At 52.4% G+C, this 26,378-nt stretch carries 18 protein-coding genes and 1 tRNA gene; 10 read left to right on the forward strand and 9 right to left on the reverse strand.

The window, feature by feature from the left end:
- Positions 1–375: 375 nt before the first annotated feature.
- The 3 genes from dgcN to AU511_RS08535 are packed head-to-tail and all read left to right on the forward strand — an operon-like array spanning position 376 to position 3,256.
- Positions 376–1,377: an N-acetyltransferase DgcN gene (gene dgcN / locus AU511_RS08525; protein ID WP_094109387.1), complete on the forward strand. Its 1,002-nt coding sequence runs from the start codon at positions 376–378 to the stop codon at positions 1,375–1,377.
- Positions 1,374–2,354 (forward strand): N-acetyl-D-Glu racemase DgcA, encoded by a 981-nt coding sequence (gene dgcA, locus AU511_RS08530; RefSeq protein WP_094109388.1) that lies wholly within the window; start codon positions 1,374–1,376, stop codon positions 2,352–2,354. The genes dgcN and dgcA overlap by 4 nt, the downstream gene beginning before the upstream one ends.
- 41 nt (positions 2,355–2,395) lie before the next feature.
- On the forward strand, positions 2,396–3,256 hold the full coding sequence (locus AU511_RS08535) for a D-amino-acid transaminase (RefSeq protein WP_094102041.1): 861 nt from the start codon (positions 2,396–2,398) through the stop codon (positions 3,254–3,256).
- Positions 3,257–3,510: 254 nt separating this feature from the next.
- Here the strand turns inward: AU511_RS08535 and AU511_RS08540 are convergent, their stop codons facing one another.
- Positions 3,511–5,967 carry a DUF3772 domain-containing protein gene (locus tag AU511_RS08540; protein WP_094109420.1) on the reverse strand — a complete coding sequence of 819 codons (2,457 nt, stop codon included), beginning with the start codon at positions 5,965–5,967 and terminating at the stop codon, positions 3,511–3,513.
- Positions 5,968–6,322: 355 nt separating this feature from the next.
- Between AU511_RS08540 and AU511_RS08545 the strand changes: the two genes are divergently transcribed.
- The 4 genes from AU511_RS08545 to AU511_RS17995 all read left to right on the forward strand — a co-directional run bounded on the left by AU511_RS08545 (position 6,323) and on the right by AU511_RS17995 (position 8,047).
- A tRNA-Arg gene (locus AU511_RS08545) sits at positions 6,323–6,399 on the forward strand.
- A 378-nt stretch (positions 6,400–6,777) separates the two neighbouring features.
- The gene (locus AU511_RS08550; protein ID WP_240503798.1) at positions 6,778–7,209 is read left to right on the forward strand and encodes an Hcp family type VI secretion system effector; all 432 of its coding nucleotides are present in this window, start codon (positions 6,778–6,780) and stop codon (positions 7,207–7,209) included.
- Positions 7,210–7,212: 3 nt separating this feature from the next.
- On the forward strand, positions 7,213–7,602 hold the full coding sequence (locus AU511_RS17880) for a DUF4225 domain-containing protein (RefSeq protein ID WP_094109389.1): 390 nt from the start codon (positions 7,213–7,215) through the stop codon (positions 7,600–7,602).
- Positions 7,603–7,642: 40 nt separating this feature from the next.
- Positions 7,643–8,047, forward strand: coding sequence for a DUF4225 domain-containing protein (locus AU511_RS17995; protein ID WP_167372009.1), 405 nt, complete (start codon positions 7,643–7,645; stop codon positions 8,045–8,047).
- Between the two features lie 520 nt (positions 8,048–8,567).
- Here the strand turns inward: AU511_RS17995 and AU511_RS08565 are convergent.
- Positions 8,568–8,951: a hypothetical protein gene (locus AU511_RS08565; RefSeq protein WP_094109391.1), complete on the reverse strand. Its 384-nt coding sequence runs from the start codon at positions 8,949–8,951 to the stop codon at positions 8,568–8,570.
- A gap of 955 nt (positions 8,952–9,906) precedes the next feature.
- On the opposite strand from AU511_RS08565, the gene AU511_RS08570 reads away from it, so the two are divergent.
- Entirely contained in the window at positions 9,907–12,123 is a 2,217-nt protein-coding gene (locus tag AU511_RS08570; protein WP_094109392.1) for a TonB-dependent receptor, read from the forward strand.
- A gap of 247 nt (positions 12,124–12,370) precedes the next feature.
- Here the strand turns inward: AU511_RS08570 and AU511_RS08575 are convergent, their stop codons facing one another.
- Together AU511_RS08575 and AU511_RS08580 are read right to left on the reverse strand one after the other, a co-directional pair.
- Positions 12,371–13,345, reverse strand: coding sequence for an FAD:protein FMN transferase (locus AU511_RS08575; protein WP_094109393.1), 975 nt, complete (start codon positions 13,343–13,345; stop codon positions 12,371–12,373).
- Positions 13,346–13,465: 120 nt separating this feature from the next.
- Positions 13,466–16,246 carry a flavocytochrome c gene (locus AU511_RS08580; RefSeq protein ID WP_094102017.1) on the reverse strand — a complete coding sequence of 927 codons (2,781 nt, stop codon included), beginning with the start codon at positions 16,244–16,246 and terminating at the stop codon, positions 13,466–13,468.
- A 1,806-nt stretch (positions 16,247–18,052) separates the two neighbouring features.
- On the opposite strand from AU511_RS08580, the gene AU511_RS08585 reads away from it, so the two are divergent.
- Positions 18,053–19,726, forward strand: coding sequence for a methyl-accepting chemotaxis protein (locus tag AU511_RS08585; protein ID WP_094102018.1), 1,674 nt, complete (start codon positions 18,053–18,055; stop codon positions 19,724–19,726).
- Between the two features lie 269 nt (positions 19,727–19,995).
- Positions 19,996–20,508 carry an Lrp/AsnC family transcriptional regulator gene (locus AU511_RS08590; protein ID WP_094102023.1) on the forward strand — a complete coding sequence of 171 codons (513 nt, stop codon included), beginning with the start codon at positions 19,996–19,998 and terminating at the stop codon, positions 20,506–20,508.
- Positions 20,509–20,597: 89 nt separating this feature from the next.
- Here the strand turns inward: AU511_RS08590 and AU511_RS08595 are convergent, their stop codons facing one another.
- The 5 genes from AU511_RS08595 to AU511_RS08615 all read right to left on the reverse strand — a co-directional run bounded on the left by AU511_RS08595 (position 20,598) and on the right by AU511_RS08615 (position 26,370).
- Positions 20,598–21,614: a 1-aminocyclopropane-1-carboxylate deaminase gene (locus tag AU511_RS08595; RefSeq protein ID WP_094109394.1), complete on the reverse strand. Its 1,017-nt coding sequence runs from the start codon at positions 21,612–21,614 to the stop codon at positions 20,598–20,600.
- A gap of 304 nt (positions 21,615–21,918) precedes the next feature.
- Positions 21,919–22,851 (reverse strand): LysR family transcriptional regulator, encoded by a 933-nt coding sequence (locus AU511_RS08600; protein ID WP_094109395.1) that lies wholly within the window; start codon positions 22,849–22,851, stop codon positions 21,919–21,921.
- A 128-nt stretch (positions 22,852–22,979) separates the two neighbouring features.
- A complete protein-coding gene (locus AU511_RS08605) occupies positions 22,980–24,410 on the reverse strand; it encodes a M20 family metallopeptidase (protein WP_094109396.1) in 1,431 nt (476 codons plus the stop codon).
- Positions 24,411–24,508: 98 nt separating this feature from the next.
- Positions 24,509–25,384, reverse strand: coding sequence for an ATP-binding cassette domain-containing protein (locus AU511_RS08610; protein WP_094109397.1), 876 nt, complete (start codon positions 25,382–25,384; stop codon positions 24,509–24,511).
- Positions 25,381–26,370 (reverse strand): ABC transporter ATP-binding protein, encoded by a 990-nt coding sequence (locus AU511_RS08615; protein WP_094109398.1) that lies wholly within the window; start codon positions 26,368–26,370, stop codon positions 25,381–25,383. Before AU511_RS08615 ends, AU511_RS08610 begins: the two co-directional genes overlap by 4 nt.
- Positions 26,371–26,378: the final 8 nt, after the last annotated feature.

Below are 26,378 nucleotides of genomic sequence, written 5' to 3' on the forward strand. Positions count from 1 at the left end.
GCCGAGACTGCATTATTTGGGGCCCAATAATGCACCATCATCACCAAAATAGCGCAGACGAAAATAAAAAATAAAAACACTTAAAAAACAATGAATTAAAAAATAAATAATAAAAACATCGTCAGATTATTTTATTTAAAAAACGACAATTCCAAATATAAAAAATTAACGATATTTAATTTCAAATAAATCACAAAAATTAAAACTTAACACCAGAAAAACGCCACAAAGGTAGATATAAAAACTGATTTAACCTCTGCATTGACAACAATCTAACTCTCGTTATTATCGATTAAACAGATACACCTTCTCGCCCCAAAAAACCTATATCGCATGATCAATGACTGACGCCTTTATTCAATTCGAGGATGTATGATGGATATCAAAAAGCCTTATTTGTTATTTCTGGGTGATGCGCACGATCAGCTGGCGGCAAAAGTGGCCATCGGCATCAAGCAATGGCATCCCGAATATTGTGTAGGCCAGTTTCGTATGGAGGGCTGTCACGCCGACTGCCGGCTGCCCGATATGGACATCGCGACGGCGCGCGCCGCCGGAGCGCAAACGCTGGTGATTGGCGTCGCCAACCGGGGCGGGATCATTTCTGACGCATGGATAGCCGTATTGAGCGAAGCGCTGGAAAGCGGTATGGACCTGGCCGCCGGACTGCATAACCGTCTAGCCGACGTCCCCGAACTCAGCGCGCTGGCAGCCAAGCTGGGAAGAAACCTTCACGACGTACGCCATCCAGCGCAAACCTATCCGGTCGCCAACGGTCGCAAACGGACCGGTAAACGACTGCTTCCGGTCGGCACCGACTGCTCCTGCGGCAAGATGTATACCGCGTTGGCGATTGAGAAAGAGCTGCTGTCTCGCGGCGAGAAGGCGACCTTTCGAGCTACCGGCCAGACCGGCATTTTGATTAGCGGCTCAGGCGTTAGCATCGACGCCGTGGTGTCTGACTTTACCGCCGGCGCCGTCGAGGTGCTGGCTCCGGCCAACGACGCCGATCATTGGGATGTTATCGAAGGCCAAGGATCGCTCTTTCATCCGTCCTTCGCGGGCGTAACCACCGGCATCATTCACGGCGCTCAGCCGGATGCACTGGTGCTGTGTCACGAACCCACGCGTAAAACCATGCGCGGCGTGGACTATCCGATCCCCGATCTCGCCACCTGTATGACGCTGAATTTATCGATGGCGCACCTCACCAATCCCCACGCGCGTTTCGTCGGCATCTCCGTGAATACCTCGGCGTTGGACGAAGCCGCCGCGCAAAAATTCATTACGGAGACGGAGAGTCAATTCGGCCTGCCGGTGGTCGATCCCTTCCGTCAGGGCGTTGGACGCATCGTTGACCAGTTGGCTAACCTATGACAGAACTTCACGTTTCTCATGAAAGCTGGCCGCTGCAAGGCACATTTACTATTTCGCGCGGCAGCAAAACTCAGGCCGATGTCGTTGTCGTTGCGCTGAGCGCGGGTGGTGCGACAGGTTATGGCGAGTGCGTTCCCTACGCGCGCTACGGCGAGTCCATCGATAGCGTAATGGCGCAGATCCGCTCGCTGGAGGACGATCTCCGCAACGGGTTGGATCGGATCGCGCTTCAACGCCGCCTGCCTTCCGGCGCGGCGCGTAACGCGGTCGACTGCGCCTTTTGGGATCTGGAATGTAAACAATCCCGACAACGCGTCTGGCAGAGACTGCCCTTATCAGCGCCCAACGCGCTCGAAACGGCCTATACCTTGTCGTTAGATACGCCGGACAACATGCGTATAGCGGCCCAAAAACAATCCGCCAGACCTTTGCTGAAGCTTAAGCTGGCGGACAAAGACGATTTAGAAAGAGTGGCCGCCGTACGTGAGGGCGCCCCTGCCGTGCGACTGATCGTCGACGCCAACGAGGGCTGGAACGCCGCGCTTTATCTAAAACTAGTGCCCGAGCTGGCGGCGCTGGGCGTGACGATGATAGAGCAGCCGCTGCCCGCCGGACAAGACAGCGAGCTGGAGGTGTTGCCGCACCCTATTCCTATCTGCGCTGACGAATCCTGCCATGACTGCGATTCACTCAGCGGCATCGCGGGTTACTACGAGATGATTAATATCAAGCTAGATAAAACCGGCGGGTTGACCGAGGCCATGCGCCTGCGCGCCGAAGCCCAGAAAGCGGGCCTGCAGATTATGGTCGGCTGCATGGTCGGCACGTCGCTGTCGATGGCGCCAGCCACCTTTGTAGCGCAAGGCGCTGAGGTGGTCGATCTGGACGGCCCATTGCTGTTGCAACGCGATCGTGAAAATGGCCTGCACTATGATGGCAGTATCATCGCACCACATACGGCGGCACTATGGGGCTAACGCATACGCTGCGCCAAATGACGAGTTAGAGGAGTGTTGTAATGCAACGTCTTGTTTATGTTGACGGCCGCTATGTACAGGAACAGGAAGCGTCTGTTTCCGTGTTCGACCGCGGCTTTCTGTTCGCGGATGCCGTCTATGAAGTCACCGCCGTGGTCAATGGCAAATTGGCCGAATTCGAGGGTCATATGACCCGACTGCAGCGCTCTTGTCGAGAGCTATCGCTGGCGCTACCGGTCAGCGTGGAAGAGCTCAAAAATATTCATCAGGCGTTAATCGAAAAAAACCAGATGCAGGAAGGCGCTATCTACCTTCAGCTGACGCGCGGCAATGCGGGCGATCGTGATTTTCACTTTCCCGGCGCCGACGTGAAATCGACGCTGGTCCTGTTTACCCAGGCTCGGCCGGTCCTCGAAAATCCGGTGGCGCAGCGCGGGCTGAGAGTGGTGACCTGTCCGGACATTCGTTGGCATCGACGCGACATTAAAACCGTCAGCCTGCTGGCGGCCTGTCTTGCAAAAGAGTTCGCCCACGCGCACAACGCGGAAGACGCCTTTATGGTGGAGAATGGTTTTGTGACGGAAGGAAGTTCATGCAATTGCTACATCGTGCTGCACGATAATACGGTGGTGACCCGCCCCCTCAGTAACGACATTCTTCACGGCATCACCCGCAAGGCTATTTTGCAGTTGGCCGAACAGGATGGCATCCGACTGGAAGAGCGGCTGTTCACGCCGGAAGAAGCCTATCATGCCAAAGAAGTCTTCATCAGTTCAGCCACCACGTTCGTTCTCCCGGTAGTGACGCTTGATGACCGAACCATCGGCGACGGCAAGCCCGGCCCAATTACGCGTCGCCTGCGCGAAATCTACATCGAGATGGTCAAACAGCAGACGCAATAAATGCCGCGTGTACCAGATAGTCTTTGTAGCCGACAGATGATCCTGTTGCGTCTCATCTGTCGGCTTACTCTTTCCAGACATCAGTCCATCAGTCCATCAGTCCATCAGTCCATCAGTCCATCAGTCCATCAGTCCATGGCATCTTCTTGAGTGAAGCCGACAAGTATTTTTTGCTTCAATTATCGCCCAACGAACGGTGGCTGTTATGCCAAAATATAACCGTTTCCCCACACCGGATTTAGCCTTCAACCCATTTAATTGCGCGGCGCGTCGTCGCCTAATAGCGAAGGGGGCACGGTGGTCGTGTTTTGCGCATTTTCCAGCACCATACGCTGAGGCACCGCTAACGGAATACCCGCTGCGCGCAGACGTTTGATTATCTCGAACAACAGGTCGCTTTTAACACTCGCCACTTGGCGAGGACTACTGACATACCCAGTCACACTGAGCACCATACCGTTTGCGCTTAATTGACTAAACGTCACCGAAGGCGCGGGACTCGTTAAAATGCCTTCATGCTCTGTATAGGAGTCCAGCAGAATGGTCCTGGCCTCTTGGGGATCGGTATCCAATGGGAAAGACAGCGCGAGCGTCGCTACCCCGAGGGCATTGCCCATCGTAATATTGCGTACGTTCTGCGAGATAAACTGCGAGTTAGGGACAATGACCGTCGAGAGGTCGGCTAGCTGGATTTCCGTCGCTCGTACGTTAATGCGCCGAATATCCCCCTCAACGCCGCTGATGTTAATCAGATCGCCCACTTTCACCGGACGCTCCGTCAGCAAGATGACCCCCGAGATAAAGTTTTTCACTATCTCCTGAAGCCCGAAGCCAATACCCACCGACAGTGCGCTGACAATCCACGCAAGCTTGTTCCACTGAATACCAAGTGTGGCCAGCGTCAGCAAAATGATGATGATATAGCCGACGTTGCTGAACATCGTCACCATCGACGCGCGAATCCCACGGTCCAGCGTGGTTTTAGGGAGAAAATCGTTTTCCAGCCAGCGCCGGGAAGAACGCATGGCGTACAGGGCGATCGCCAGAAAAATCAGCGCATCTACCAACCGGGCCGGAACAATACGTAAGTTTTCCAGCCCTTTCCCACCCCAGATATCCAGCGCTTTTCTCATCAGCTCCAGTGGCGTAGTGGTGCCAAACGTCCCATTCAAAAGCGCGACGGCGGCCATTAAGATTAGAAAAACCTTGCCAGCTGCGGAGAGCAACGCCGTGGCCTGAGCTAAGTGACGGTCATCGAGATTCAACGAACTCTTGATACGCTGCCCACTTGGATTGTTCGGTGAAAACAAACTTTCACATGTATCAGATACCAGCGTGGAGAAGAGATAGAGGCAGGAAAACACGATGGCTATCCATACCAGCTCGTAGATCAGAAAACGCGCCAGGGAGATATAGCCGATGACCAGAGAAACCAGTACGGCAAAGGTCGTCAGCAAAACCGCCAAATGAATGATCCCGGAAAGCGTGGAACGCGCTTCCGGTTGCTCGCCGGTTGCCACCATCTGACGACGTATCTGATTACTTCTCAAGGCGACCATGCCCGTCGTCAATGCCAGGAATAGCGTCGCCAGCCCATTAACAACAATGGTGACGGCAACCGTAGTGCCCATCGTGATGGTCACCTGCTCAATGATCCCGAATATCAAAATAATTAATGCGGCAATCACCGGAAACGGGGTCATGGCCTTAGCCACCGGATTGGAAATGGCGGGAAGGCGCCATGAAGGCCGTTGATTAGACAGAAAGGCTCTCCCCAATCCGGCAAGCATGGAGCAAAACACGGTAAGGCGTACCAACGTATCCATGAACGAGGCGACGCGTTCAGAGGCGATATCATGACGAGTAAATGTGATGTCGATAAGATTGGCGGCAACCCCTACCGTCAGTACGGTAGACATGACGGTCGCGGTTGCGAGGAAGCTGCGCCGCAGCCGTCCTTCCGGCAGCTTATTCATCCCCAGCCAAGCCAGATATTTCTCGAGGTATTTGCCCCCAAGCGTCACCAGAGCAAGCGCAACCAGCAGCAGTATCGCCGACCCCCAGCGCCAGTCCGCACTCCATGCGCCGGTAAATGCACTCGATACCTGTTCAGAAAACGAGGATAACCGGCTCACGTCCTCCGGCTGTGGATTAACAATCGGCGACCAGAAGCGCGCACCAAAAAGACTGCCCGAGTCGAGCGCCAGCTGTGTCTTCAGTGCATTTCGCCTCAAGTTGACGATCTGTATTGAAAGATTGGCCGCGCTGGCATGCAGCGCCTGAATCTGCTCTAACTGTGAATCCAGATTGGCTTTTTTCTGGTTGAGGCTGTTGCGTTTACGCGTCACCTCATTGGTTTCATTGAGCGCGGAACTCGACTCGGGCTCCGGTCCCAGCACATTAAGCTGCGACTGCATTTGTGAACGAAGCGGCGTCACGATCGCCGAGAGTTCGTCCGCCTTGCTAATGAGCTGCTGGGTTTGATCGTTCAGGTCGCCGAATTTGCTGTCGTTGTTAACTGCCGACACCTGCTGCTTGATACCATCCAACTGTTTCTGGAGCTGTACCAATTCAGCATCGACATTGACGTTAGACTCCCCGCTCGCTTGTGCAGATTGGGATGCCGTCTCCGCCGCCACGCCATATCCCACCGGCAAGACCAAAATCGCCCACAAAAAAACACGCATCATTACGGAAAATAAAGTTGGCATATAGCGAAAGGTTCCCAGGTTCATCAGAGACGGCGGATATCCATACACCCACACCAGACAGGCTAAAGTGTAATCCATTAGTACAAATGTAGGGCAAAGTTCCAATCAGAGGAGACTGTAATTGCGCATCGTCTCGCAGTGGCAATGGCCAACGATGAAACTAAAAAAGGCTTTTCTCGATGAGGATCGAACAATCGACGCTCTCGATTAGTAAAAAGCGCGAACGGCGCCTTGCTGTACAGGGAATCGCCGTCTGGCCAAAATCGGCCGCCAAGTCGTTGACTCACCGAGGGGGGTGGGTATAATCCAGCCCACTTGTTATTGGTTGCGGTGCATTGCAATCTCTCTTCCCAAGGCGCCCTTAGCTCAGTTGGATAGAGCAACGGCCTTCTAAGCCGTAGGTCACAGGTTCGAATCCTGTAGGGCGTACCATTCATACATAGTTATCCTGTAAGTAAAAATCCTATTTTCAACAGACTTGAGTATTTTTCTATATCCACGGCCAATTGAGCAGATCAATTACCTACCCATAATTGTCATTAGAAGCGTCTACAGTATTGGCATTACATTTTTATCAAACCAAATTCAGCCATAGAAAATGATTTCATTGGTTACCTTGACTCATGGTTATTATTTGACATTAAAATCACATCACAACAATAACCATCGGATATTATATCAAAAAATGCGGAAATGAGCGGCATTCATAAGTAAAGTCATCGTTTATGAAAATGGAATTATATATCGTATACAAGGATATTTATGGCAAACTTAATTTATCTCAAACTCACTGGAGTGAAGTGAAGACTTATTTCTGCGGGTTGCTCGAGCGCGGACTCAATTGGAAACAAATATCAAGCTCTACATGAAGATGAAATTTTCGTCTATGAGCTAATGAGCCAAATAACGAGGCAAGAGAATGTTGCTCTATATCCTGTTGAGATGAGAAAACCGATAGATAAATCCACCCCTCTTTTGTCACAAGCATTAAGCGATAATGAAAAACTAACTTGTGAGTTCCTCTTTTACAGGACAGCTCAATCTAGGGGCAATGAACTCTATTTCAAAATAGTGCTAAACGAAGCGATAGTAAATGATATTCGCATATTAGCTCCTAATTCGTTGACGCATAATGAATTACAGCCTCAAGAAAATATTTCTTTCAAATTCGCTTCAATTGAATGGGATCACATAATTGCTCGAACAAGCTCTTATCTTATGTGGAAAGATGTGGAGTATTAAAACATGAGCATAGATTCCGTTAACTATGTCGGTTTCCTTGACGAAAGCGATCGCCTAAGAAGAGTAGCTCTTTTAGCATCATCTTTTTTCATTGAAGACAAAACATTGAGAATGAATTACCTCCGTGAAATAGAAAGTTTCATCAATGAAATAGATTCGAAGCTGAAATCAGCGACGATTAGCTTTTTTGATAAAAGTCACATACTACAAGAATTAAAAACAGAACGTGAGCAAACCGAAAAAGACTACCAAAAACTTAAAACTGGTGACTATGTCAAATATCTAGTCACAGATATATTTGAAGATGAGGGTATTTTAAAGTACACAAAAATTGCTGCTGGTGTATTTTCAGAGGTATTCAATCAGTTGCTGGCATTCGGTTATATCAATTAGGAAATGCCCTCCACATAAAACATCTTAAATCAGTAGTCGTTTGTTAGCTGCTCATGGAGCCAACAATGTCTACGAGTCTGTAACTCCCCTCATATTCGATGGAAAATACAAACCTGGATTAGTCAGAGACGTATATATAAGCCTAGCATCTCTAGCCGGATATGAAGACGATACTGGGGACTTGTTATATAGCGCAAGTGATTTAACTCTCTCAATTTACGCTTCATTCCGTACCCCTACTCTTGTAGAGAATTCGTCTAGATTAATATCTCGTGGGTTTATGGAGCAGCCTGGAACAACAAAATTGTTTCGATATATCCATAAGGATTTCAGCCCAAAATACAACACTGCAAATAAGCTTATGAAAGTATACATGATTGGAAGCTCTGCTAAAAAAGTCTATACTGAATTTAAAGATCAAAATTACCTTCTAGGTGAAAAATGATTTTTCTTAAGATTTTATATTTTTTGCTTTAAGTCACTTACTTTCATATGTCATTCTCTTTATTTGAACAAAACGATAGAGCATAGTGAGTTGTATAAACGAATAGGGATAAGCTTTAACATCACCAACATACTTATATTTAATCTATCACTTTTAGCTTTTGGGAAAATTGGAAACATCATTCCATAAAAAAGAATAATAACCCTAACGCTATTCATAACAACTTGATACGAATAATGATTAAAAATAGAAAAAACAACGGAGGTGAAAAATATGATAAACAAATCACCCCAGGAAACATACGCAATAAAATATATGTATGCGACAAAAGATTTGACATCTTTAGTTTTTGTTTCTTCGCGATAATTCTTCTTATCATTTAAATAATTATTTTTAAGGATTAATACCCCCCTAAAGTTCAGCCTTGCAATGAAAAATTGTTTCTTTTTTACAAGTTACCTCCTATATTCCATGCCCCCATATTATTTATTTCATTAGCATATTTAACTCACTTCCGATATTATTTAATAGCAAGCAATCTTAACCTAATTAGCATTAATTTAAAAACAGTTATCGTTTTTATTTTATAGATTTCGCTCTTAACTTTTAAAGTAGAAAATAAAATGATAAAATATAATAAAAAGAAAACTAATGTGGTAGAAAGAAAATCCTTATATTTATAAAAGTGATCAACAGAAAAACACAAAGGAATCAAAGAAGGAATAAATAGCCCCTTCCAAGATGTGTATGACATAAATAAAATATAATCAGCAAAAGCTGCAATATCCTTTTCAGTGGTATCTAAATACATAGGTTTTTTTCTGGCACTGATATAACTATTTTTCAGACCCCAAAGATCTTTTATACTGAGACCCGACCTCAATATCGCTCTTTTTTCATCCATTCCTTTCGTATTCTCCTATCTTAACCAGCGAATATTTGCTCATTCAGTGTAACCCTTTCTTTCACAGCAGGTTTGGCGTAGTTTTTGGAACGCCTGTCGCCGACGTTTTGCTAATCTTTACGTCAAACATCTCAGCATCCCAAGCGGTTGGAAACCGCTTGGCAGTAAAAAATGAAGTTTTTTTACCTATCGCCTCATCCAACTACAATTATCATTAAAGCAAGTGTCAAATAAAATATCAAAACTGAGGAAACTTAAGGGTCTTAGTGTTGTTACGATTCTAACAATTTCCTTTTTGTAGATCAGCATTAAAACAATTTATTCTTGAGGCCTGTGAATAAGATAAATGACATCGGGAAAGCAGTGGGAGGTCTCTTCTATCGAGCCCCCTTTACCCACATAACCCCTTCCTTACACCATCAAAACCACCGCCTCCCCCCAGTTTCCACAAACCCCTTGATTGCGTAACGCGGATGCGTATAGTTCTTATTTCTAATTACAGTTATTTGCCTTCTGTTTTTCTTCAACCGCCCGGCAAGCAGAACAACGCTCGCCCAGCAACGCCTGCTTTGTTCAGCGTGGGATCGGGTCGAGCTGGTGTTGGCCGCCCCGGGTAAATGGAAGTGCAAGCCAAGATTTTCGCAGTGATGGGCATCAGGGATTCGAGAAGGGTTAACCGTCACGGCTGCGTAAACAAGCGCGTCCGGGCAGCGATGGGATAGGCCCGAGCTCCATGCAGACGGACTCAAGCCCCCGGAGAGACTGATGCCCACGTCGCACATGAAAATTGTCAGATCAATGTTCTCGAATGCAGACAGGATATTACCGGGCATCACATCACTGAAGCGTCTCAATCCTCAGGCCTCGCGCAACCCGGTCTGTGACATGGAATCAATAAAAATCGCCCCGGAAACGGGATTTGCCATTTCCACCTTTCTCTATAGTTAAGCGAACTATGTATAACGTCAAACACACATCCACGCCTTTAAGTAAAACGCTGCTGGCTCTGGCGGTAGGCTCTCTTGCTCAGACGGCTGCCGCCGCAACGACTACAACCCAAGCTGACGCCGATGCCAATACCGATTCAAAAGATACGATCGTGGTGCAGGCGAGCGAGGCGGAGAACTTCCGGCCCGGCGGCGATACGCTGGTTCCTGCCTATCTGGAGGGTCAGGTCGCGAACGGCGGGCGTCTAGGGATGCTCGGCGAACAGAAGGCCATGGATGTGCCGTTTAACGTGGTGGGCTACACCGCCAAAATGGTGCAAGACAAACAGGCAAAAACCATTGCCGAGCTGTTACACAGCGATGCAGGCGTGCAGACGCTTCAGGGTTACGGCAACGCCGCGGAAACCTACCGGATTCGCGGTTTTAAGCTGGACGGCGATGACATGACTATGGGCGGTCTGGCGGGCGTGGTGCCGCGTCAAGTCGTGGATACCCAGATGCTCGACCGCGTGGAAGTCTTCAAAGGCGCAAATTCTCTGGTCAACGGTGCGGCCACCAGCGCCGTCGGCGGCATGATCAACCTTGAGCCTAAACGCGCGGAAGATACGCCGACCACTCGCGTGGGCGTCGATTACACGTCGTCGTCGCAGGTAGGCGGCAGTCTGGATCTGGGCCGTCGTTTCGGCGATGACAATCAGTTCGGCGTACGCATGAATGTGGTACACCGGGAAGGTGAAACGGCCGTGGATGACGATAAACGTCGTACTACCATGGCCTCTCTCGGGCTGGATTATCGCGGCGACCGCTTCCGAACGTCGTTGGATCTGGGCTACCAGAAAAAAACGTTCCACGGCAGTGAAATGGGCGTCAATATCAGTGGACTGGACGACGTTCCCGCCGTACCCAGCAATACCCGCAACTATTCCCAGAAATGGGCCTACAGCGATGTGTCCAACAAGTTCGGCATGATCCGCGCCGAATACGATCTGACCGACAGCTGGACGACTTATGCCGCGCTCGGCGGGCAGCATGCCAATGAGATGGGCACCTACTCCTCCCCTGCATTGACCAGTAGCAACGGCGATGCGACCGCCTCCCGCCTCGACACCAATAACATCGTCGATAATTTCAGCGGCATGGCCGGCTTGCGTGGCAAGTTTGATACCGGTTTCGTGTCTCATCGCGTCAATGTGGGCTATTCCGCGCAAACTCAGCGCACACGCACGGCCTGGGGCATGTCGTTCAATAACCCGACCACTAACATTTATCACAATAGCGACGTCGCCATGCCCGACAACGCTCTGTGGGGCGGCCATTACGCCGACCCACTGACCACTAGCCGATCACGCATGCAGGGCGTACTGCTGAGCGACACGCTCGGCGTGTTAAACGACCAACTACTGTTCACCGTGGCCGGGCGTCATCAGAAAGTGGTGGTGCGTAACTACAGTAATGCGACCGGCGAGGAAGAGGCTGACTCTCGCTTTACCGAAAGCCGCTGGATGCCGACCTATGGCGTGGTTTACAAGCCGTGGCAATCGCTGTCGCTGTACGCTAACCATACGGAAGGCCTGCAGCCGGGCAGCATCGCGCCGAGTACGGCGGCTAACGCAGGTCAAAGCACCGGCATTATCCATTCGAAGCAAAACGAAGTGGGCGTCAAGGTTGATATGGGACGCGTAGGCGGCTCGATGTCGCTGTTTGAAATCAAGAAACCGTCGGCCATTCTTGATAGCGTCAGCAATCGCTACAGCGTCGACGGCGAGCAGCGTAACCGCGGTCTGGAGTTGAGCGTCTTTGGCGAACCCGTATTGGGCGTGCGTCTGAACGCCAGCACGGTTTGGTTGGATCCGACGCTGACCAAAACCGCCGACGGCGCCAATGATGGTCATGATGCCATCGGCGTCCCGCGTTTCTTCGGCGTGCTGGGCGCTGAATACGACATCAAGCCGGTGGATGGTTTGACCGCGACGGCGCAGCTGAACCACTCCGGTTCACAGTACGCCAACGCGGAGAACACCAAAAAGCTCGACAGCTACACCACGTTGGATCTGGGTCTGCGCTACCGTACTCGCGTGAATAATGATCAGAACGAGATGGTCTGGCGCGTGGCGTTAAACAATGTGACCAATGAGAAATATTGGTCTGGCGTGGAGGACTACGGCGTGTATGTCTTCGAGGGGGAACCCCGCACGCTCAAGGTGTCGATGAGCTACGACTTCTAACGCCCTTCCCTGCGCTAAGATCCCGATATCCGGTCATGGACGTCGGGATTTTTGTTTCTCCGTCTCAGGGGGTATTTCAGCCAAACGGGGATACGCGTCAATAGAGCAACTCGCGCCAGCCCCACACCCACCGCAAGCACTGACCACACTTGAAACGTTCCAGCCTCTAGATACGCAGGCGAATCACGTAGATGCTTTCAGGCCAGCTCGAATATCCGCCTGAGCGACCACCACGACAAAATCTGCTTCATCGCGCAACGACCGAATAACGCGTATCGAGTAGCTCGAACTCGTAATTGGGGTTTGGCGACAGAATGATCTGTTTCTCTTTCGTCACGAAGATGGCGGTAATACCTGGGGAGTCTTGCAGATGGGCGATCCCGGCTTCCACCCCCATGCCGTACATCAGTGTGGTGTAAATATCGCCGTCAATGGACTCGTCCGACACGATGGTGACACTGTCCAATTCGTTATTCAGCGGATAGCCTGATTTCGGGTCTAGAATGTGATGATACCGTTCGCCATCGAGGGTGAAGTAACGCTCGTAAGTACCGGAAGTTACGACAGATTTATCGATCACTTTAATCACCCCAATCAACTCGCCCTGTTCGGCGAACGGCTTTTTAAGGCCAATGCTCCATCGCCCTTGAGGGTCGTTTAACGATCGCCCCATCGCCTGCACGTTGCCGCCCAGATTCAATAACGCGTCTTCAACACCGTTTTGCCGTAGGAAGCCTTTAATCACGTCGGCGATATACCCTTTGGCGATAGCGCCCAGATCGATCTCCATGCCCCCCTGCTTGAGAAAGACGGAGCACGCGTCGTCATTCAGGATGACGTGACGAGGCTCCGTTAGCGCAAGCCGCTGTTGAATCTCTGCCGCGTCAGGCACCGTATTACCGCTAAAACCGATTTTCCATAGCTTGACGACGGGGCCGATGGTGAAATTGAAATGGCTGTTATCCAGCAAGCTCACCTGCCGGGCGCGCTTAATCAGCTGATAAACGATGGGGCTCACCGCTACCGGATGCTGGCCCGCCGCATGATTGATATTCATCACTTCCGATGGGGAGCGATTCACCGTGAGCAAATCTTCAAGGCGTTTGATGCGTTTGAAAGCCTGAACAACCAGTTCCTCATTGAGAGAAAAGAGCGTTAAGGAAATCCGCGTGCCCATCAATGTCGCGGCATAGGAAAAGGAGTTGTCTTCAGACATCGTCATAACAGCACCGTCGCAGTTAGAGGGGAAAAACATCGCTCATGATGGATGCCATTAAAACGCAGGCGGGGCAAAGTTGACAACTTTGCCCCGCCTGTGGACTACGAACGCTATAACCAGACGTTACCGTTTAGCATAGGCCGCAGCTTGTTTACCGGCCTGGATACCGAAGATGATGATATCGGCCACGGCATTTCCGCCGATGCGGTTGGCGCCGTGAATGCCGCCGACCACTTCACCCGCAGCGTAAGCGCCCTGAATAACGGCTTTATTGTTATCCAGCACTTCGGTCGCCGTGTTAACAACCACGCCACCCATTGTATGGTGAACGCCCGGGGCGATCTTAATGGCGTAGAACGGTCCCTTATTGATCGGGTTACGCAACGCGGTCGTTCTGCCGAAATCGTCATCGTGCTGCTTTTCAACAAACGTATTGTAGCGTTCGATGGTCTTCGTCAGCTCGGCGGGTTCAATTTGCAATCGGTCTGCCAGCGCCACGATAGAGTCTTCGACTTCGACGAAGCCCTGAGCCACATATTCGCCGACCGCCATGTTTTTCTCTTTGACGTGGTCGTCAAAGACGATATAGGCGTATTTTTCCGGCAGATTGATAATGCTCGCGGACACCTTGTCACGCGTTTCCAATTCATTAAAGAAACGCTGACCGCTTTGGGAAACCAGAATCGCACCGCCGCCGCGAATAGATTCAGAGATCAGATAAGACGTATTCTGCTCCACCGTCGGGTGGATCTGAATTTCACCCATGTCGACAGTATCCGCGCCCAGCGCTTCCAGCAAGGTAATCCCGCTACCGGTGGCGCCTTTGTGGTTCGTCGTTACAAAGCCTTTCAGGTCCGGACGGTATTTCACCACCAGGTCCTGATTGGCGCTGAATCCGCCGGTCGCCATGATGACGGTTTTCGTCGGAATGACACGCTCTTCGTTTTCGTCGTTGATGGTGCGAACGCCGGAAACCTTACCGTCTTCCTGCACAATCTCGGTAACGGACGTTTCCAACATGACGTCGATGTTGCGCTGGTTGAGGTTTTTCACCAGTCCGCTGATCAGGTAGCCGCCTACCGCCGCGCCGCTGGCCGGACGGTGAGTTCGGTCGACGCTCATGCCGCCTGTGGTCGTCAGATCGCTCAACTCGATGTTGCGATCGGCCAGCCAGTCGATGGCTTCATGAGCGTGTTCGACAAAGTATTTTACCAGTTCAGGGTTGTTCTTGTTCTGGCCGCTTTTCAGCGTTTCGTTGTAGAACAGTTCTTTATCGTCGACGATCCCTTTAATTTTCTGGAAACGCGTTTCCGCAGCGTTCATCCCCGCAGAGGCTTTAATCGTGTTCCCGCCAATCACCGGCATTTTTTCGACGATCAGCACTTTAGCGCCATCATCAGCGGCCTGAATGGCTGTTGCCAAACCCGCGCCGCCGCTGCCGACGACAACCACATCATATTGCTGGACTTCGTCCGGGTTGCCGCCCTCTTCAATAATCGCTTCTTTGAACGACTTAGTCATCGCCTTCGTCACCGCTTTTTTGATGGCTTCGCTCTGCTCAGTGGCGCCGGTCACGGCGTCGACGTGCGAACTATTGGCATCAAGAATACGGGTTCTGATGATTTCGAAGCTGCCGATCAGTTCGTCATCCCACCCGGCGGTATCGGCCAGCGCGATATCTTTGATGTAGTCTTTTTCCAGGCTGACGTTAACGATGAGTTCTTTATCGTTGTCCTGAACTTTCTCCTGGTAGACACCCACCTTGAACTTTTTAGCGTTCAGGCTCATATCGCGGATCATGCTTTCCACCAGCGAGAAGCGCCACAATGGCTCCGGAATGGTCAGCTCTTCACGCTTGGTGCTGTCGATGTAGAGGTCGATATGTTCCTGCGCGGTGATGCGATCCATCCAGTCCGGGTAGGCGATGCAGCCTTTACCCACCGCCACCAGATCGTAACCGTGCTCCAGCGCGACATCGGCATCCGCTTTGTTAACGATGCCGCCCACGCCCACAACCGGAACCTGCGCCAGCGTATCGGAACGCATAGCGACATATTTTTCGATTAGCGGAGTCGCTGATTCCGTGTCGACGATTGAAGGGCGCAGCGTGTGACCCATGGAGAAGTGCACGTAGTCCAAACCGCGCTCGGCCAGTTTTTCCAGCAGGTACAGCGTGTCGTCAAAACGGATACCCGGCTCTTCCAGCTCTTCCGGCGAGAAACGGTAGCCGATGATGAAGGACGGATCGGCATATTTGTCTTTCATCTGGTGTGCGATATCCAGCACGGCCATCGGGAAGCGAGTCCGGTTGTCGCGGCTGCCGCCCCATTTGTCTTCACGGCGGTTGGAGTGTGGAGAATAGAACTGCTGAATCAGATAGGTGTTGGCGCCGTGGATTTCCACGCCGTCGAAACCGGCCTGGATGGCGCGGTGGATGGCACGACCGAATTTGGCGACCATCTCTTCGACTTCATCCGCCGTCAGCTCAATCGGCGTCGGCGCGCCGGGACGAGGCGCGGCAACGGCGCTCGGTCCTACCGGCGATTCACCGCCGATGAGTTTCGGGTCAACCATGCGTCCGCCATGGTAGATCTGCAGGATAGCTTTAGAACCCTGTTCTTTGACCGCGCTGGCGACCTTGGACAAACCTTCGATCTTGTTGTCGTCATCGATACCAATCGCGCCAGGGAAAGCCCGTCCGCGGTCGTCGATGAAGCAGCATTCCACAATCAGCGCGCCGATCTTACCGGAACGCACCTGATAGTATTCGATGAGTTCCCTGGTGACGGAACCATCAAAAAAGCCGGTGCAGGTTGTCATTGGCGCCATAACGACCCGGTTTTCCAGGGTGACGCCATTAGGCAACGTGAACGGCTGCAATAATCTATCGTTGATGTTTGTCATTAAAATACCACCTAATTTTCACAAATTTTTAGCAAATTCTTAAATTCGGAAATGGCAGGCTGCTTTTTTATTGTTCGTGTTTTAGTTGCCTACGATTATTATTCTTTTATTATGTGGTTTTTTTAATGTCATAATACTTTTTTTTAATGTCTTAATTATTTAGTATTTGCAGTTATGTTACCACCCTGTTTAAATAAAAACGTTTAATGTAAAAACATTATAAAATGTAGGGTTTTATCGACGGAAAAATGACACGCCATTTATTTCCTCAACGTTTTCGTTAACCGGGTCCTGGCGTTTTTTTATTCGCTCATTTCACAGCATTAAACCTTACCCCATAAGATTGACGGCTATTTCCAGCGTTGCTGGTTTTTATGCACTCCCCTTTTGAGCTGACCTATTCTGAACGGCAACCGTCGATTTACGCCGCATAAAACCACTAAAAAACCACCAAAAAACAATAAATTAAACATAAATGAAAAGTAAAACCGAACTGCATTAAATCTATTGCCCTTCCAAAAAACCGGATATTTATGCGCCGCATAACACGGCGATGGCATTCAATAAACGCCAGGTTGTTTCTTTTTGTACATTCTTTCAGCGAAATACAGCCTGCAAGGGCAACATAAAAAGCAGGCCTTTGTAAGTATTTTCCTCAGTACTTTTATTCGTTATTTCGACGGTTTTAATGGCTGATAAATCGGTGCGAGACTTAAATTAAGATGTTGGATATAGACCAGAAGAATGAAACGTTAGTCCGACTTTATTAATAAACTTCCCGCAGAAAAAATATTGAAGGTAACGAAATTTACTCGGTAAGGAATGTGCGAATCATTTCTCACACATCAAATAAGAACAACACTCATAAAAAATAGTACGGGAATGAATATCAGCTCTTTACCCAGATATTTATAATAATCGGATTTCCACTGTAAAAAATAGTGACTGAGATAATAAAGGCTCATGACGCATTTTACTGTTTCACCGTTTATCCTCATTTTTAGACATGCCTTCTCCATGCGTTTAACAATTTCGTTAAATGTATTGAATTTTCTATTATCCATCTTTAGATAAAATGGCTGTGGGGTTTATTTTACCCCCCCCCCCGACTTCTCATAAAAAAATTTGGCATTATCACGCAAATATCACCTGACTAAGAGCCGTCATGAAAATTAACGTTTCCTTCCGAAAACTCACACTCGTGGGATAACTGCTCCGCCCTGTTCATTTACACATTAGGTCAGGGTAAGTTGATGATTAGCCTGCGTCTGAATTTTTTCATTTTAGTTTAGTCCTAAACATTACCGTAATTTATTAATTACCGAGCGCTCTCTCATCGTTAACCTCCACCAAAAACGCAAGGGAAAATAAACATTACAATCATACGGATATAGAAAAATAGCAATAACCCCACCCTTTCCTTACCCTATCTTCGGCTATTTACTGACTTTTGATAAAGCTCAGCCATCTAATGTACCGAATAGTAATGAAATAACTCACTACTAAGGTTTCGCCTATTAGATTAAAAGCTCTACTCTATTAAAGCGACAATAATGGTTTCCATGATCATCATCACCCCGGAAATATATTAATTTCTGAAACACGCATTGACATTTAATTACCTTCTTTTCGAAAAATAGCGATGAAGTCGATTACCTGTTTGCCGATAACAGCTTCGAAGAAATGAAATGTTGATGGATTAAAAACTGGCTCGCGTGTTTCCCCACAAGCGTCCCAATGAACGGATGCGTAAAACATAGTTCTGATTATTCAAGAACTAACCCCCCAATTACCAGGGCTACGACTATGAATTTTATTCGTGATATCAAAATCAGAACCATGATGGTTCTTATCCTTATCGTGTTTTCCTTATTATGGGGAGGCGTGTCTGCCTTTGCCCTTTACTCTCTGGGGCAACTCACCTCAGAAATAAAACTGACCAATGTCCAGCAGGACAACGGCGATATTATCAATGCCGCCAGCGGAGAGTATTACCGCGTTCAGAACATCCTGAACCGGGCCGTGGCACACAAACAGAATAATAACCCCGCCGGGTTCAATTCAGAGATGCAGCAGGCCGCCGCAGAAATCGGGCGGCTGAAAGCCGGTCTGGCGCAATTTAAGGTGACCGATCACGCCAACATTAATACGGCAACGATCGATGACATCTATAGCACCTCCTACCGCCTATTTAGTGAAGCTGTCGTACCGATGTACGACGCACTGGAAGCCGATCGCCTTGATGCCTACAAGGAGATTTCGCTACAAACTTATACCCCGCTGCGCACTCAGTTCACCAACAGCATTACGCAATACAACACCGTTATCAGCACGCTGAAAGGCGAGGCTCAGGACCGCATCAGCAACTGGGTACATTGGTGTGAATACATTCTGATGGCGGCGCTGGCTACCGGCCTGATCATCGTATTGCTGACCGATCGCTACCTGGCCAAATTCGTGGTGCGTCCGCTTGATAAGATTAAACAACACTTGCAGGTTCTGGCCGTCGGCCAACTGCACACTAAAATCGCAGACTTCGGCAAAAACTGCGTCGGCAGCCTGGTCCCGTACGTCCAGCAGATGCAGGGCAACTGGGTCAATACCGTTTCTGACATCCGTCTGAGCGCTGACGAAATCTATCGTAGCTCGGGTGAAATTGCCGCAGGCAACACCGATCTGTCCTCACGTACCGAAGAGCAAGCCTCTGCGCTGGAGCAAACCGCAGCCAGCATGGAAGAGCTGAGCGCCGTGGTGAAACAGAACGCCGAGAACGCGAATCAGGCCAGCTTACTGGCTCAAAATGCCTCCAAAACGGCAAATGAAGGCGGCAGCGTCGTTAATAACGTTATCAATACGATGAACAGCATCAGCCGCAGCTCGCAGAAAATTGCTGATATCATCAACGTTATCAACAGTATCGCGTTCCAGACCAACATTCTGGCCCTGAACGCCGCGGTAGAAGCGGCGCGGGCCGGCGAACAGGGGCGCGGCTTTGCCGTCGTTGCCAGCGAAGTACGCAGCCTGGCGCAGCGCAGCGCCGAAGCGGCCAAAGAGATCGAAGGGCTGATCGGCGAGTCCGTCGGCAACGTGAAAATTGGTTCCGACCAGGTGACGCAGGCGGGCGATGCCATGGGCAACATTGTGAAAGCCATCACCAACGTGACCGACATCATGGGTGAAATCGCTTCCGCCTCAAACGAGCAGAGCAAGGGCATAACCCAGGTGGGTCAGGCCGTCATCGAAATGGACAGCGTTACGCAGCAGAACGCCGCGTTGGTGGAAGAATCAACGACCGCATCGTCGTCACTGGAAGATCAGGCGCGTCGACTGACGGAAGTGGTTTCCATCTTCCAGCTGGCCGAGTCCGAATCTCGCACCAAAGCGTCCGCGCCGGTCAAAACGGCGCAGGCTGTACCGGCTATCGCGCCGAGAAAACTGGGCACCAGCGCACCGGCGGAAGGTAGCTGGGAAAAGTTTTAATCCCATGCTAATCACGCTCTGACGCCATCCCTGTCAAGTTGTGACGGCTCTCCGGTTCTCCGGAGAGCCGTTTTACTTTTTCGTTCCTGAATTTTTCCCTCCGCACTTTCTCACCGCACCGTCATCGGATTTAATGATATTGCTTGTCCGCGGCTTTTTTTTTGGTTTTAAATAGGTCCTGAAGCCGTAAGGCGAACTGATTCACCGAAAGGAACGTGACTGACGCAATCATGCGCCAACGCCGATTCGACGGTTTTTGTGAGGAACTCATGAAATTCAAATCTGATGCGTCGCCCGCCGATGCGGAAAACAAGACCAAAACCTACGAGCTGGATCGCTTTGATGTCACTATCCTGCGGCGACTCCAGGCCGACTCATCCATCTCCAACGTCGCACTGGCCGAAAACGTGAGCCTCAGTCCTCCCGCTACCCTGCGCCGCGTGGAGCGGCTGAAACAGCTGGGACTGATTAAAGGCTATGTCGCGTTGCTTGACCCCGAGGCGTTGAATGCGGGCATGGTCGTCATCATCGGCGTCGTGCTGGATAGGTCGACCCCCAACGCCTTTAAGGATTTCGAGACGTCAGTTCAGCAGATCAGCGGCTGTATGGAGTGTCACGTCGTCACCGGCGAGTTCGACTATATGCTGATGATCCGCACCAAAGACAATCAAAGCTTTAACCGTCTGCACGCCGAACAGCTGCTGTTTCTGCCGGGCGTCCGTCAAATTCGGTCGTTCATCGGCCTGCGGGAAGTGTTATCCACTACGCAGCTACCGTTCTGAAAACGCGTTACCTATCAGGCGCCTGCTTGCCTGACGATCAAAGCCCGCCAAAGCGGGCTTCGATGATGACACCGGGGGGCGCTCTGCCCTTAGCCGTTGCGGAAGATATAGCTATAGGCGCTCAACGCCGGCGCGCCGCCCAGATGGGCGTATAGCACTCTGGCGCCTTTCGGGAATTCGCCGCGGCGAACTTTATCGATCATCCCCTGCATGGATTTACCTTCGTACACCGGATCGGTCAATACGCCTTCCAGACGTCCGCACAGGCGAATCGCTTCCAGCGTGCCGTCATTGGGCAGACCGTATTCCGGGCCGCCATAACGGGTATCCAGCACCACGTCATCTTCGGTAATCGCCTGACCCAGTTCGACCAGATCGGCCGTCTGCTGGGCGATACGCAGGATCTGCGCCTTGGTCTGCTCCGGCTTGGCCGAGGCGTCGATCCCAATAACGTTGCGCGCGCGGCCGTCGGCGGCAAACCCCACGACCATCCCCGCCTGCGTACTCCCGGTGACCGAGCACACGACGATGTAGTCGAAATTGAATCCCAGCGTTTTTTCCTGCTCGCGGACTTCTTCCGCGAAACCGACGAAGCCGAGGCCGCCGTACGGGTGTTCAGAACAACCGGCGGGGATGGGGAACGGTTTCCCGCCGTTTTTCGCCGCTTCTTCCATTGCATCTTTCCAACTTTGACGGATGCCGATATCGAATCCCGCGGCGTCAAGACGCACATCCGCCCCCATGATCCGAGACAGCTCGATGTTTCCCACGCGATCATAGACGGCGTCGGCGTAATTCACCCAGTTTTCCTGCACCAGGATGCATTTCATCCCCAGATGCGCGGCGACCGCCGCCACCTGCCGCGTCTGGTTCGACTGAATACCGCCGATAGAAACCAGCGTGTCGCAGCCCTGCTCCAGCGCCTCGGGGATCAGATACTCCAGCTTGCGCGTTTTATTGCCCCCGAAGGCCAGACCGCTATTGCAATCTTCACGCTTGGCATAGATTTCAACATCGCCGCCCAGATACTCGCTGAGCCGTTTCATCGGCGTAATCGGCGACGGTCCGAAAGTTAACGGATAACGTGGGAATTTTTCTAAATTCATCATCAGGCTCCGGCAGATAAAGAGGGAAATAGCGGTCACGAGTGGGTCACGACGCCACGAAAAACAGGCTCACCCACAGGTCAAATATTACCCGAATACAGAATGATTAAAATTGCGAAAAACCGTCAATAGATTGCTATTCATTTCTTAAAAAGGCTAAAAATACAAAAATAAGGCCTTAATTACCCATCAATAAGAAATTAAATTACCCCCCAACAACCCGATAATGCTCAGCGGTGGGCCGCTGCGGCCACTGAGTCTGGTCCGGGTGATACCCCCGCGCGGGATGGCCGTTTTACCGGGGTCAGCGAGCGGAGATGGCGTACTCCCGACGTATCCGCTGATCTTGCTCGGTCAGTTCTCGTTTCAGAAAATCGCAGAAGGCGTTCAGCACCGCCGTTCGAGGTTTGGCCGCATCCGTTTGAATCTGCATGGTCCGCTGACTGAAGGGTTCGCCGTCAATCGAGCGCATCTGCAATCCATCGCGTCGCACACGGTACAGCACCGAAAAATGGCTGCAGATGGCAACGGCATCCGGCGTGTTCAGCACATATTCATACAGGGTGGAGAAGTGATTGCAGGTCAGTATCGGGTCGATGAAGACGCCGTTCATACGACAGGAGAGATCGAACAGTTGGCGAATGGTGGCGGCCTGATCCGGCAGCGCGACCGGATAACCATTAAGATCGGCCAGCTTGAGTCCGACCTGCGCCAGCGGATGCGTATCCTGCATAATCACCAGCACCGGCGCCGGATACGAAGCGACAATATCGACGCCGTGCTCCAGCGACAGACTAAACTTCAGCGCCACATCGCATTCGCCGTTACGCACCAGATCTGGCACCTGCCGCGGGGAACCGACCGTCAGCACGAAGTTGACCGATGAGTGCGTCAGACGAAATTTCGCCAGCAATGTCGGCATCAGATTAAAGGCGATACCGTCAGTGCAAACGACCCGGATTGTGGTTTGCCGAACCGACTTCAACCCTTCGATTTCGGCAACCGCCAGCTCCATATTCGCCATACTGCGCCGCACATGATGTTCCAAAATCTGGCCCGCCGCGTTCAACACCATGCCACGTGGATGTCGTTCGAACAACGGCGCCCCGAGCCGATGTTCCAACTGTTGGATCTGACGGCTGATGGCGGAAACCGCGACGAATAGCTGTTGGCTGGCGGCGCTCAGCGATCCAGTGCTCGCCACGGCCATGAAGTAACGAATTTCGTTATTGTGCATCGGTCGCTCCGTTCATCGCGAAGGTGTTGTCAACGTTTATCCCCCTTCTCTCCCTCAACGAACCGCGCCTGTTCCGGCGTCAACCAGAACAGGCGCGATACCCGCACGGGGAATGATCCCGCTGCGCGTCAGGCCGTGGTCTGCGAGGACTCAACCTGCTGGCGTCGGCGCAGCTGCGCAGCGCCCTGCTCGGCCAAATCCCAAAACAGCCCGGTCATGATCCGCAGCGCCTCCCGCGTCATGTCCGCCAGAATGTGCTCGTTAGGCGCATGCTGTGAGCAGGCCGGATAGGAGTGCGGCACCCACAGCGTCGGCAAACCGAGCGTTTCCGAGAAACAGGCGTTCGGTAGCCCGCCGCCGAAGTTGGGCAACACGGCGGGCGCTTTGCCGGAGGTCCGTGCGATCGACGCCGCGCCCCACTCCACCCACAGGTCGTTAGGGTCGAGCCGGGTGGCCTGATAGCAGCTGACGGCGTTGACGATCTCCACGTCCGAAAACCCTTTGTCGTCCAGATGCTGCCGCAGGTGATGCGCAAAGTTTGCCACGTCGCTGCCGACCACATAACGCATATGGCACTGCGCCGAGGCGGACGGCGGAATGGCGTGCGCCGGTTTATCGGGATTGCCGGTGACATACGCTAGTACGTCCAGCGTATTCCAGCCATACACTTTCTCCGCCGAAGTCAGCCCCGGCTCGCCCCACAGCGGGTCAACCTCGGGGTCGGTCGGCCCACCGCCCAGTTCAATATCCGCCAGTATCCGGCGCAAACTCTGCGACACCGCCGGAGGCCGCAGCCCCGGCACCATAATCCGCCCCCGCGCGTCGACCAGACAGGCGATGGCGTGTGCCAGTCGGATGCCTGGGTTGCTCAGCAGTCCGCCCCAGTTGCCTGAGTGATGACCGCCCTCGCGCGGCGTCAGCCGCAGCTCGAAATTAAACACGCCGCGCGATCCCAGAAACAGCGTGGGACGTTCGGCGGAAATGCGCGGGCCATCCGAGGCGATGAACAAATCGGCCGCCAGCCAGTCGCGGTATTGCGCGCAGACGTCGTTCAACCCCGGCGATCCGGCTTCTTCTCCCATCTCCAGAATGAGCTTGATGTTGTATCCCAACCGGTCGTCGCGTCCCTTCAGCACCTGCTCAAGCGCCGCCAGATTAATGGTGTGCTGGCCCTTGTTATCCGCCGTCCCGCGGCCGTACCAGCGATTGCCGTCCTGCGCCAGCCGCCACGGCGATAGCCCACTGCGCCACTGATCGTCATAGCCCCGCACCACGTCGCCGTGTCCGTAGGTCAGTACCGTCAAGGGCGCGTCCGACTCCATCCGCCGCGCCAACAGAAAGGGACTTTTCCCCGCGATGGGGTTGTCCACAACGCGGCAGTCAAAGCCGAGGGTCTGCAAACGCGGCACCATCTCTTCCGTCAGATAGGCCATCAACACCGCCCCGGCGCCTTCGTCCTGACTCTCCGTTCGATAAGCGACCCGCCGCGCCAGCGTCTCGCGAAATGCGCCGCTGTCGAAGTACTCTTCCGCTGCTCGGATCGTGTTTTCACGCGTCATAATCTGTCCGTCCTCTTTTTCGATGATAGTGATTCGGCACGCAGCGGCCCGAAGAGCTCGGCCTGGCTCCCCCACGCTCGCGCATCGTGTCGTTGTCCTTATTCGCCGAACTGGCTGATATCGGGAATACCCAACCCCGGCTCCGGCGTCAGCACCGACGCCAGCAGCGTTTTGGTATAGGGGTGCTGCGGCGAACGGAAGATCTGGTCACGCGTCCCCTGCTCCACGATCGTGCCTTTTTGCATCACGGCGACATGGTCGACCAGATGCTCCACGACGGACAGGTTATGGCTGATAAACAGGTAGGTCAGTCCGAACTCCTGTTTAAGCGCCAGCAGCAGATTGAGGATCTGCGCCTGCACCGAGACATCCAGCGCGGAGGTCGGTTCGTCGCAGACCAGAATGGCCGGTCGCATGATCAGCGCCCGGGCGATCGCCACCCGCTGACGCTGACCGCCGGACAGCTGACCGGGATACTGTTGATGCGTCCGCGCGGGCATACCCACGACGTCCAGCATCTCTTTCACCCGCGATCTGCGCTCCTCCGGCGTCCCAATGTTGTGCAGTCGCAGCGCCACCTCCACGATATCCGCCACGGTGCGACGCGGGTTCAGCGAAGAGTACGGATCCTGAAAGATGGGCTGGATACGCGACGCCAGCGCTTTACGGTCGGCCGCGTCGATCTCTCGCCCCTCGATCAACACGTTGCCGGAGGTCGGCGGCAACAGTCCCAGCAGCATCTTCGCCAACGTGCTTTTGCCGCAGCCCGACTCGCCCACCAGCCCGAGCGTTTCTCCCCGCCGGATGCGCAGCGAAACGTTGTTCACCGCGCGGATTTCTCCCGATTTGGTGAAGATGCCGCGATTCAGGCGAAAGACCCGGCTGAGCACGCACAGTTCAAGCGCCAGATCCTCATTGCCGGGAATAGGCGGCAGCGAGGGCGCACGCCCCCCGTCCATGCTGTCTATCGTCATAGCGCCTCCACGGTTTTTACGGCCTGAATACAGCGCACCGCGTGCGCATCGGTGACATCGACATACGGGATGTCCCGGCGGCAGGCGTCGGTACAGCGCGAACAGCGATTGAAGAAAGCACAGCCCTGCTGCGGCCCGACCAGGCTGGGCACCACGCCGGGAATGGCGCGAAGCGGCTGCCCCGGCAGCGTCTTCCCCTGCACCGGAATGCAGTCGAGCAGCCCGCGCGTATAAGGATGCTGCGGCTCATGAAACAGCGGCATCACGGGGGCGGTTTCGACGATCTGCCCGGCGTACATCACCGACACGCGGTCGGCGATGCGGGCCACCACGCCCAGGTCGTGGGTAATGAAGATCACCGCGGTGCCGAACTCCTGTTGCAGCTCGCGAAGCATCCGCAGAATTTGCGCCTGAATGGTCACGTCTAGCGCCGTCGTGGGTTCATCCGCAATGATCAGTTCCGGCTCGCACATGAGCGCCATCGCAATCATGATGCGCTGGCGCAGGCCGCCGGACAGCTGATGAGGATATTGATTCAGCCGATCGGCCGCCATCGGAATACCCACGCGCTCCATCAGCCACACCGCCCGTTCTCGTGCCGTCGACACGGATACCTTGCGGTGCGCCAGCAGCGTTTCACACAGTTGATTGCCCAGCGTGAAAGACGGGTTGAGCGACGTCATCGGCTCCTGAAAAATCATCGCCATCTCGTCGCCGCGCATCGCCGCCCGCTGTCGGGGCGTCATCGCTTGCAGATCGTGACCTTTGAAACGCATATGATCCGCCGTGCGAACGGCTTTGCGCGGCAACAGATCCATCAGCGCCAGCGACGTCATGGATTTGCCGCAGCCCGACTCCCCGACCAGACACAGCATCTCGCCCCGGCGCACGGAGAAATCTATGCCGCGCACCGCATGCAGCATGCCGCGCGGCGTCGGCAAATCAACGCGCAGGTTCTTCACATCCAGCAACATGTCATCATTCATCGCCGACT

The organism is Lonsdalea iberica, assembly GCF_002111585.1.
Taxonomy (GTDB): domain Bacteria; phylum Pseudomonadota; class Gammaproteobacteria; order Enterobacterales; family Enterobacteriaceae; genus Lonsdalea; species Lonsdalea iberica.

Excerpts from the sequence above, each read along its gene's own strand:
- AU511_RS08580 (WP_094102017.1), bottom strand. The coding sequence starts at position 16,246 with ATGACAAACATCAACGATAGATTATTGCAGCCGTTCACGTTGCCTAAT.
- AU511_RS08535 (WP_094102041.1), top strand. The coding sequence starts at position 2,396 with ATGCAACGTCTTGTTTATGTTGACGGCCGCTATGTACAGGAACAGGAA.
- AU511_RS08590 (WP_094102023.1), top strand. The coding sequence starts at position 19,996 with ATGAAATTCAAATCTGATGCGTCGCCCGCCGATGCGGAAAACAAGACC.
- AU511_RS08540 (WP_094109420.1), bottom strand. The coding sequence starts at position 5,967 with ATGCCAACTTTATTTTCCGTAATGATGCGTGTTTTTTTGTGGGCGATT.
- AU511_RS08615 (WP_094109398.1), bottom strand. The coding sequence starts at position 26,370 with ATGAATGATGACATGTTGCTGGATGTGAAGAACCTGCGCGTTGATTTG.
- dgcA (WP_094109388.1), top strand. The coding sequence starts at position 1,374 with ATGACAGAACTTCACGTTTCTCATGAAAGCTGGCCGCTGCAAGGCACA.
- AU511_RS08600 (WP_094109395.1), bottom strand. The coding sequence starts at position 22,851 with ATGCACAATAACGAAATTCGTTACTTCATGGCCGTGGCGAGCACTGGA.
- dgcN (WP_094109387.1), top strand. The coding sequence starts at position 376 with ATGGATATCAAAAAGCCTTATTTGTTATTTCTGGGTGATGCGCACGAT.
- AU511_RS08570 (WP_094109392.1), top strand. The coding sequence starts at position 9,907 with ATGTATAACGTCAAACACACATCCACGCCTTTAAGTAAAACGCTGCTG.
- AU511_RS08585 (WP_094102018.1), top strand. The coding sequence starts at position 18,053 with ATGAATTTTATTCGTGATATCAAAATCAGAACCATGATGGTTCTTATC.
- AU511_RS08605 (WP_094109396.1), bottom strand. The coding sequence starts at position 24,410 with ATGACGCGTGAAAACACGATCCGAGCAGCGGAAGAGTACTTCGACAGC.
- AU511_RS08575 (WP_094109393.1), bottom strand. The coding sequence starts at position 13,345 with ATGACGATGTCTGAAGACAACTCCTTTTCCTATGCCGCGACATTGATG.
- AU511_RS17880 (WP_094109389.1), top strand. The coding sequence starts at position 7,213 with ATGAGCATAGATTCCGTTAACTATGTCGGTTTCCTTGACGAAAGCGAT.
- AU511_RS08595 (WP_094109394.1), bottom strand. The coding sequence starts at position 21,614 with ATGAATTTAGAAAAATTCCCACGTTATCCGTTAACTTTCGGACCGTCG.
- AU511_RS08610 (WP_094109397.1), bottom strand. The coding sequence starts at position 25,384 with ATGACGATAGACAGCATGGACGGGGGGCGTGCGCCCTCGCTGCCGCCT.
- AU511_RS08565 (WP_094109391.1), bottom strand. The coding sequence starts at position 8,951 with ATGGATGAAAAAAGAGCGATATTGAGGTCGGGTCTCAGTATAAAAGAT.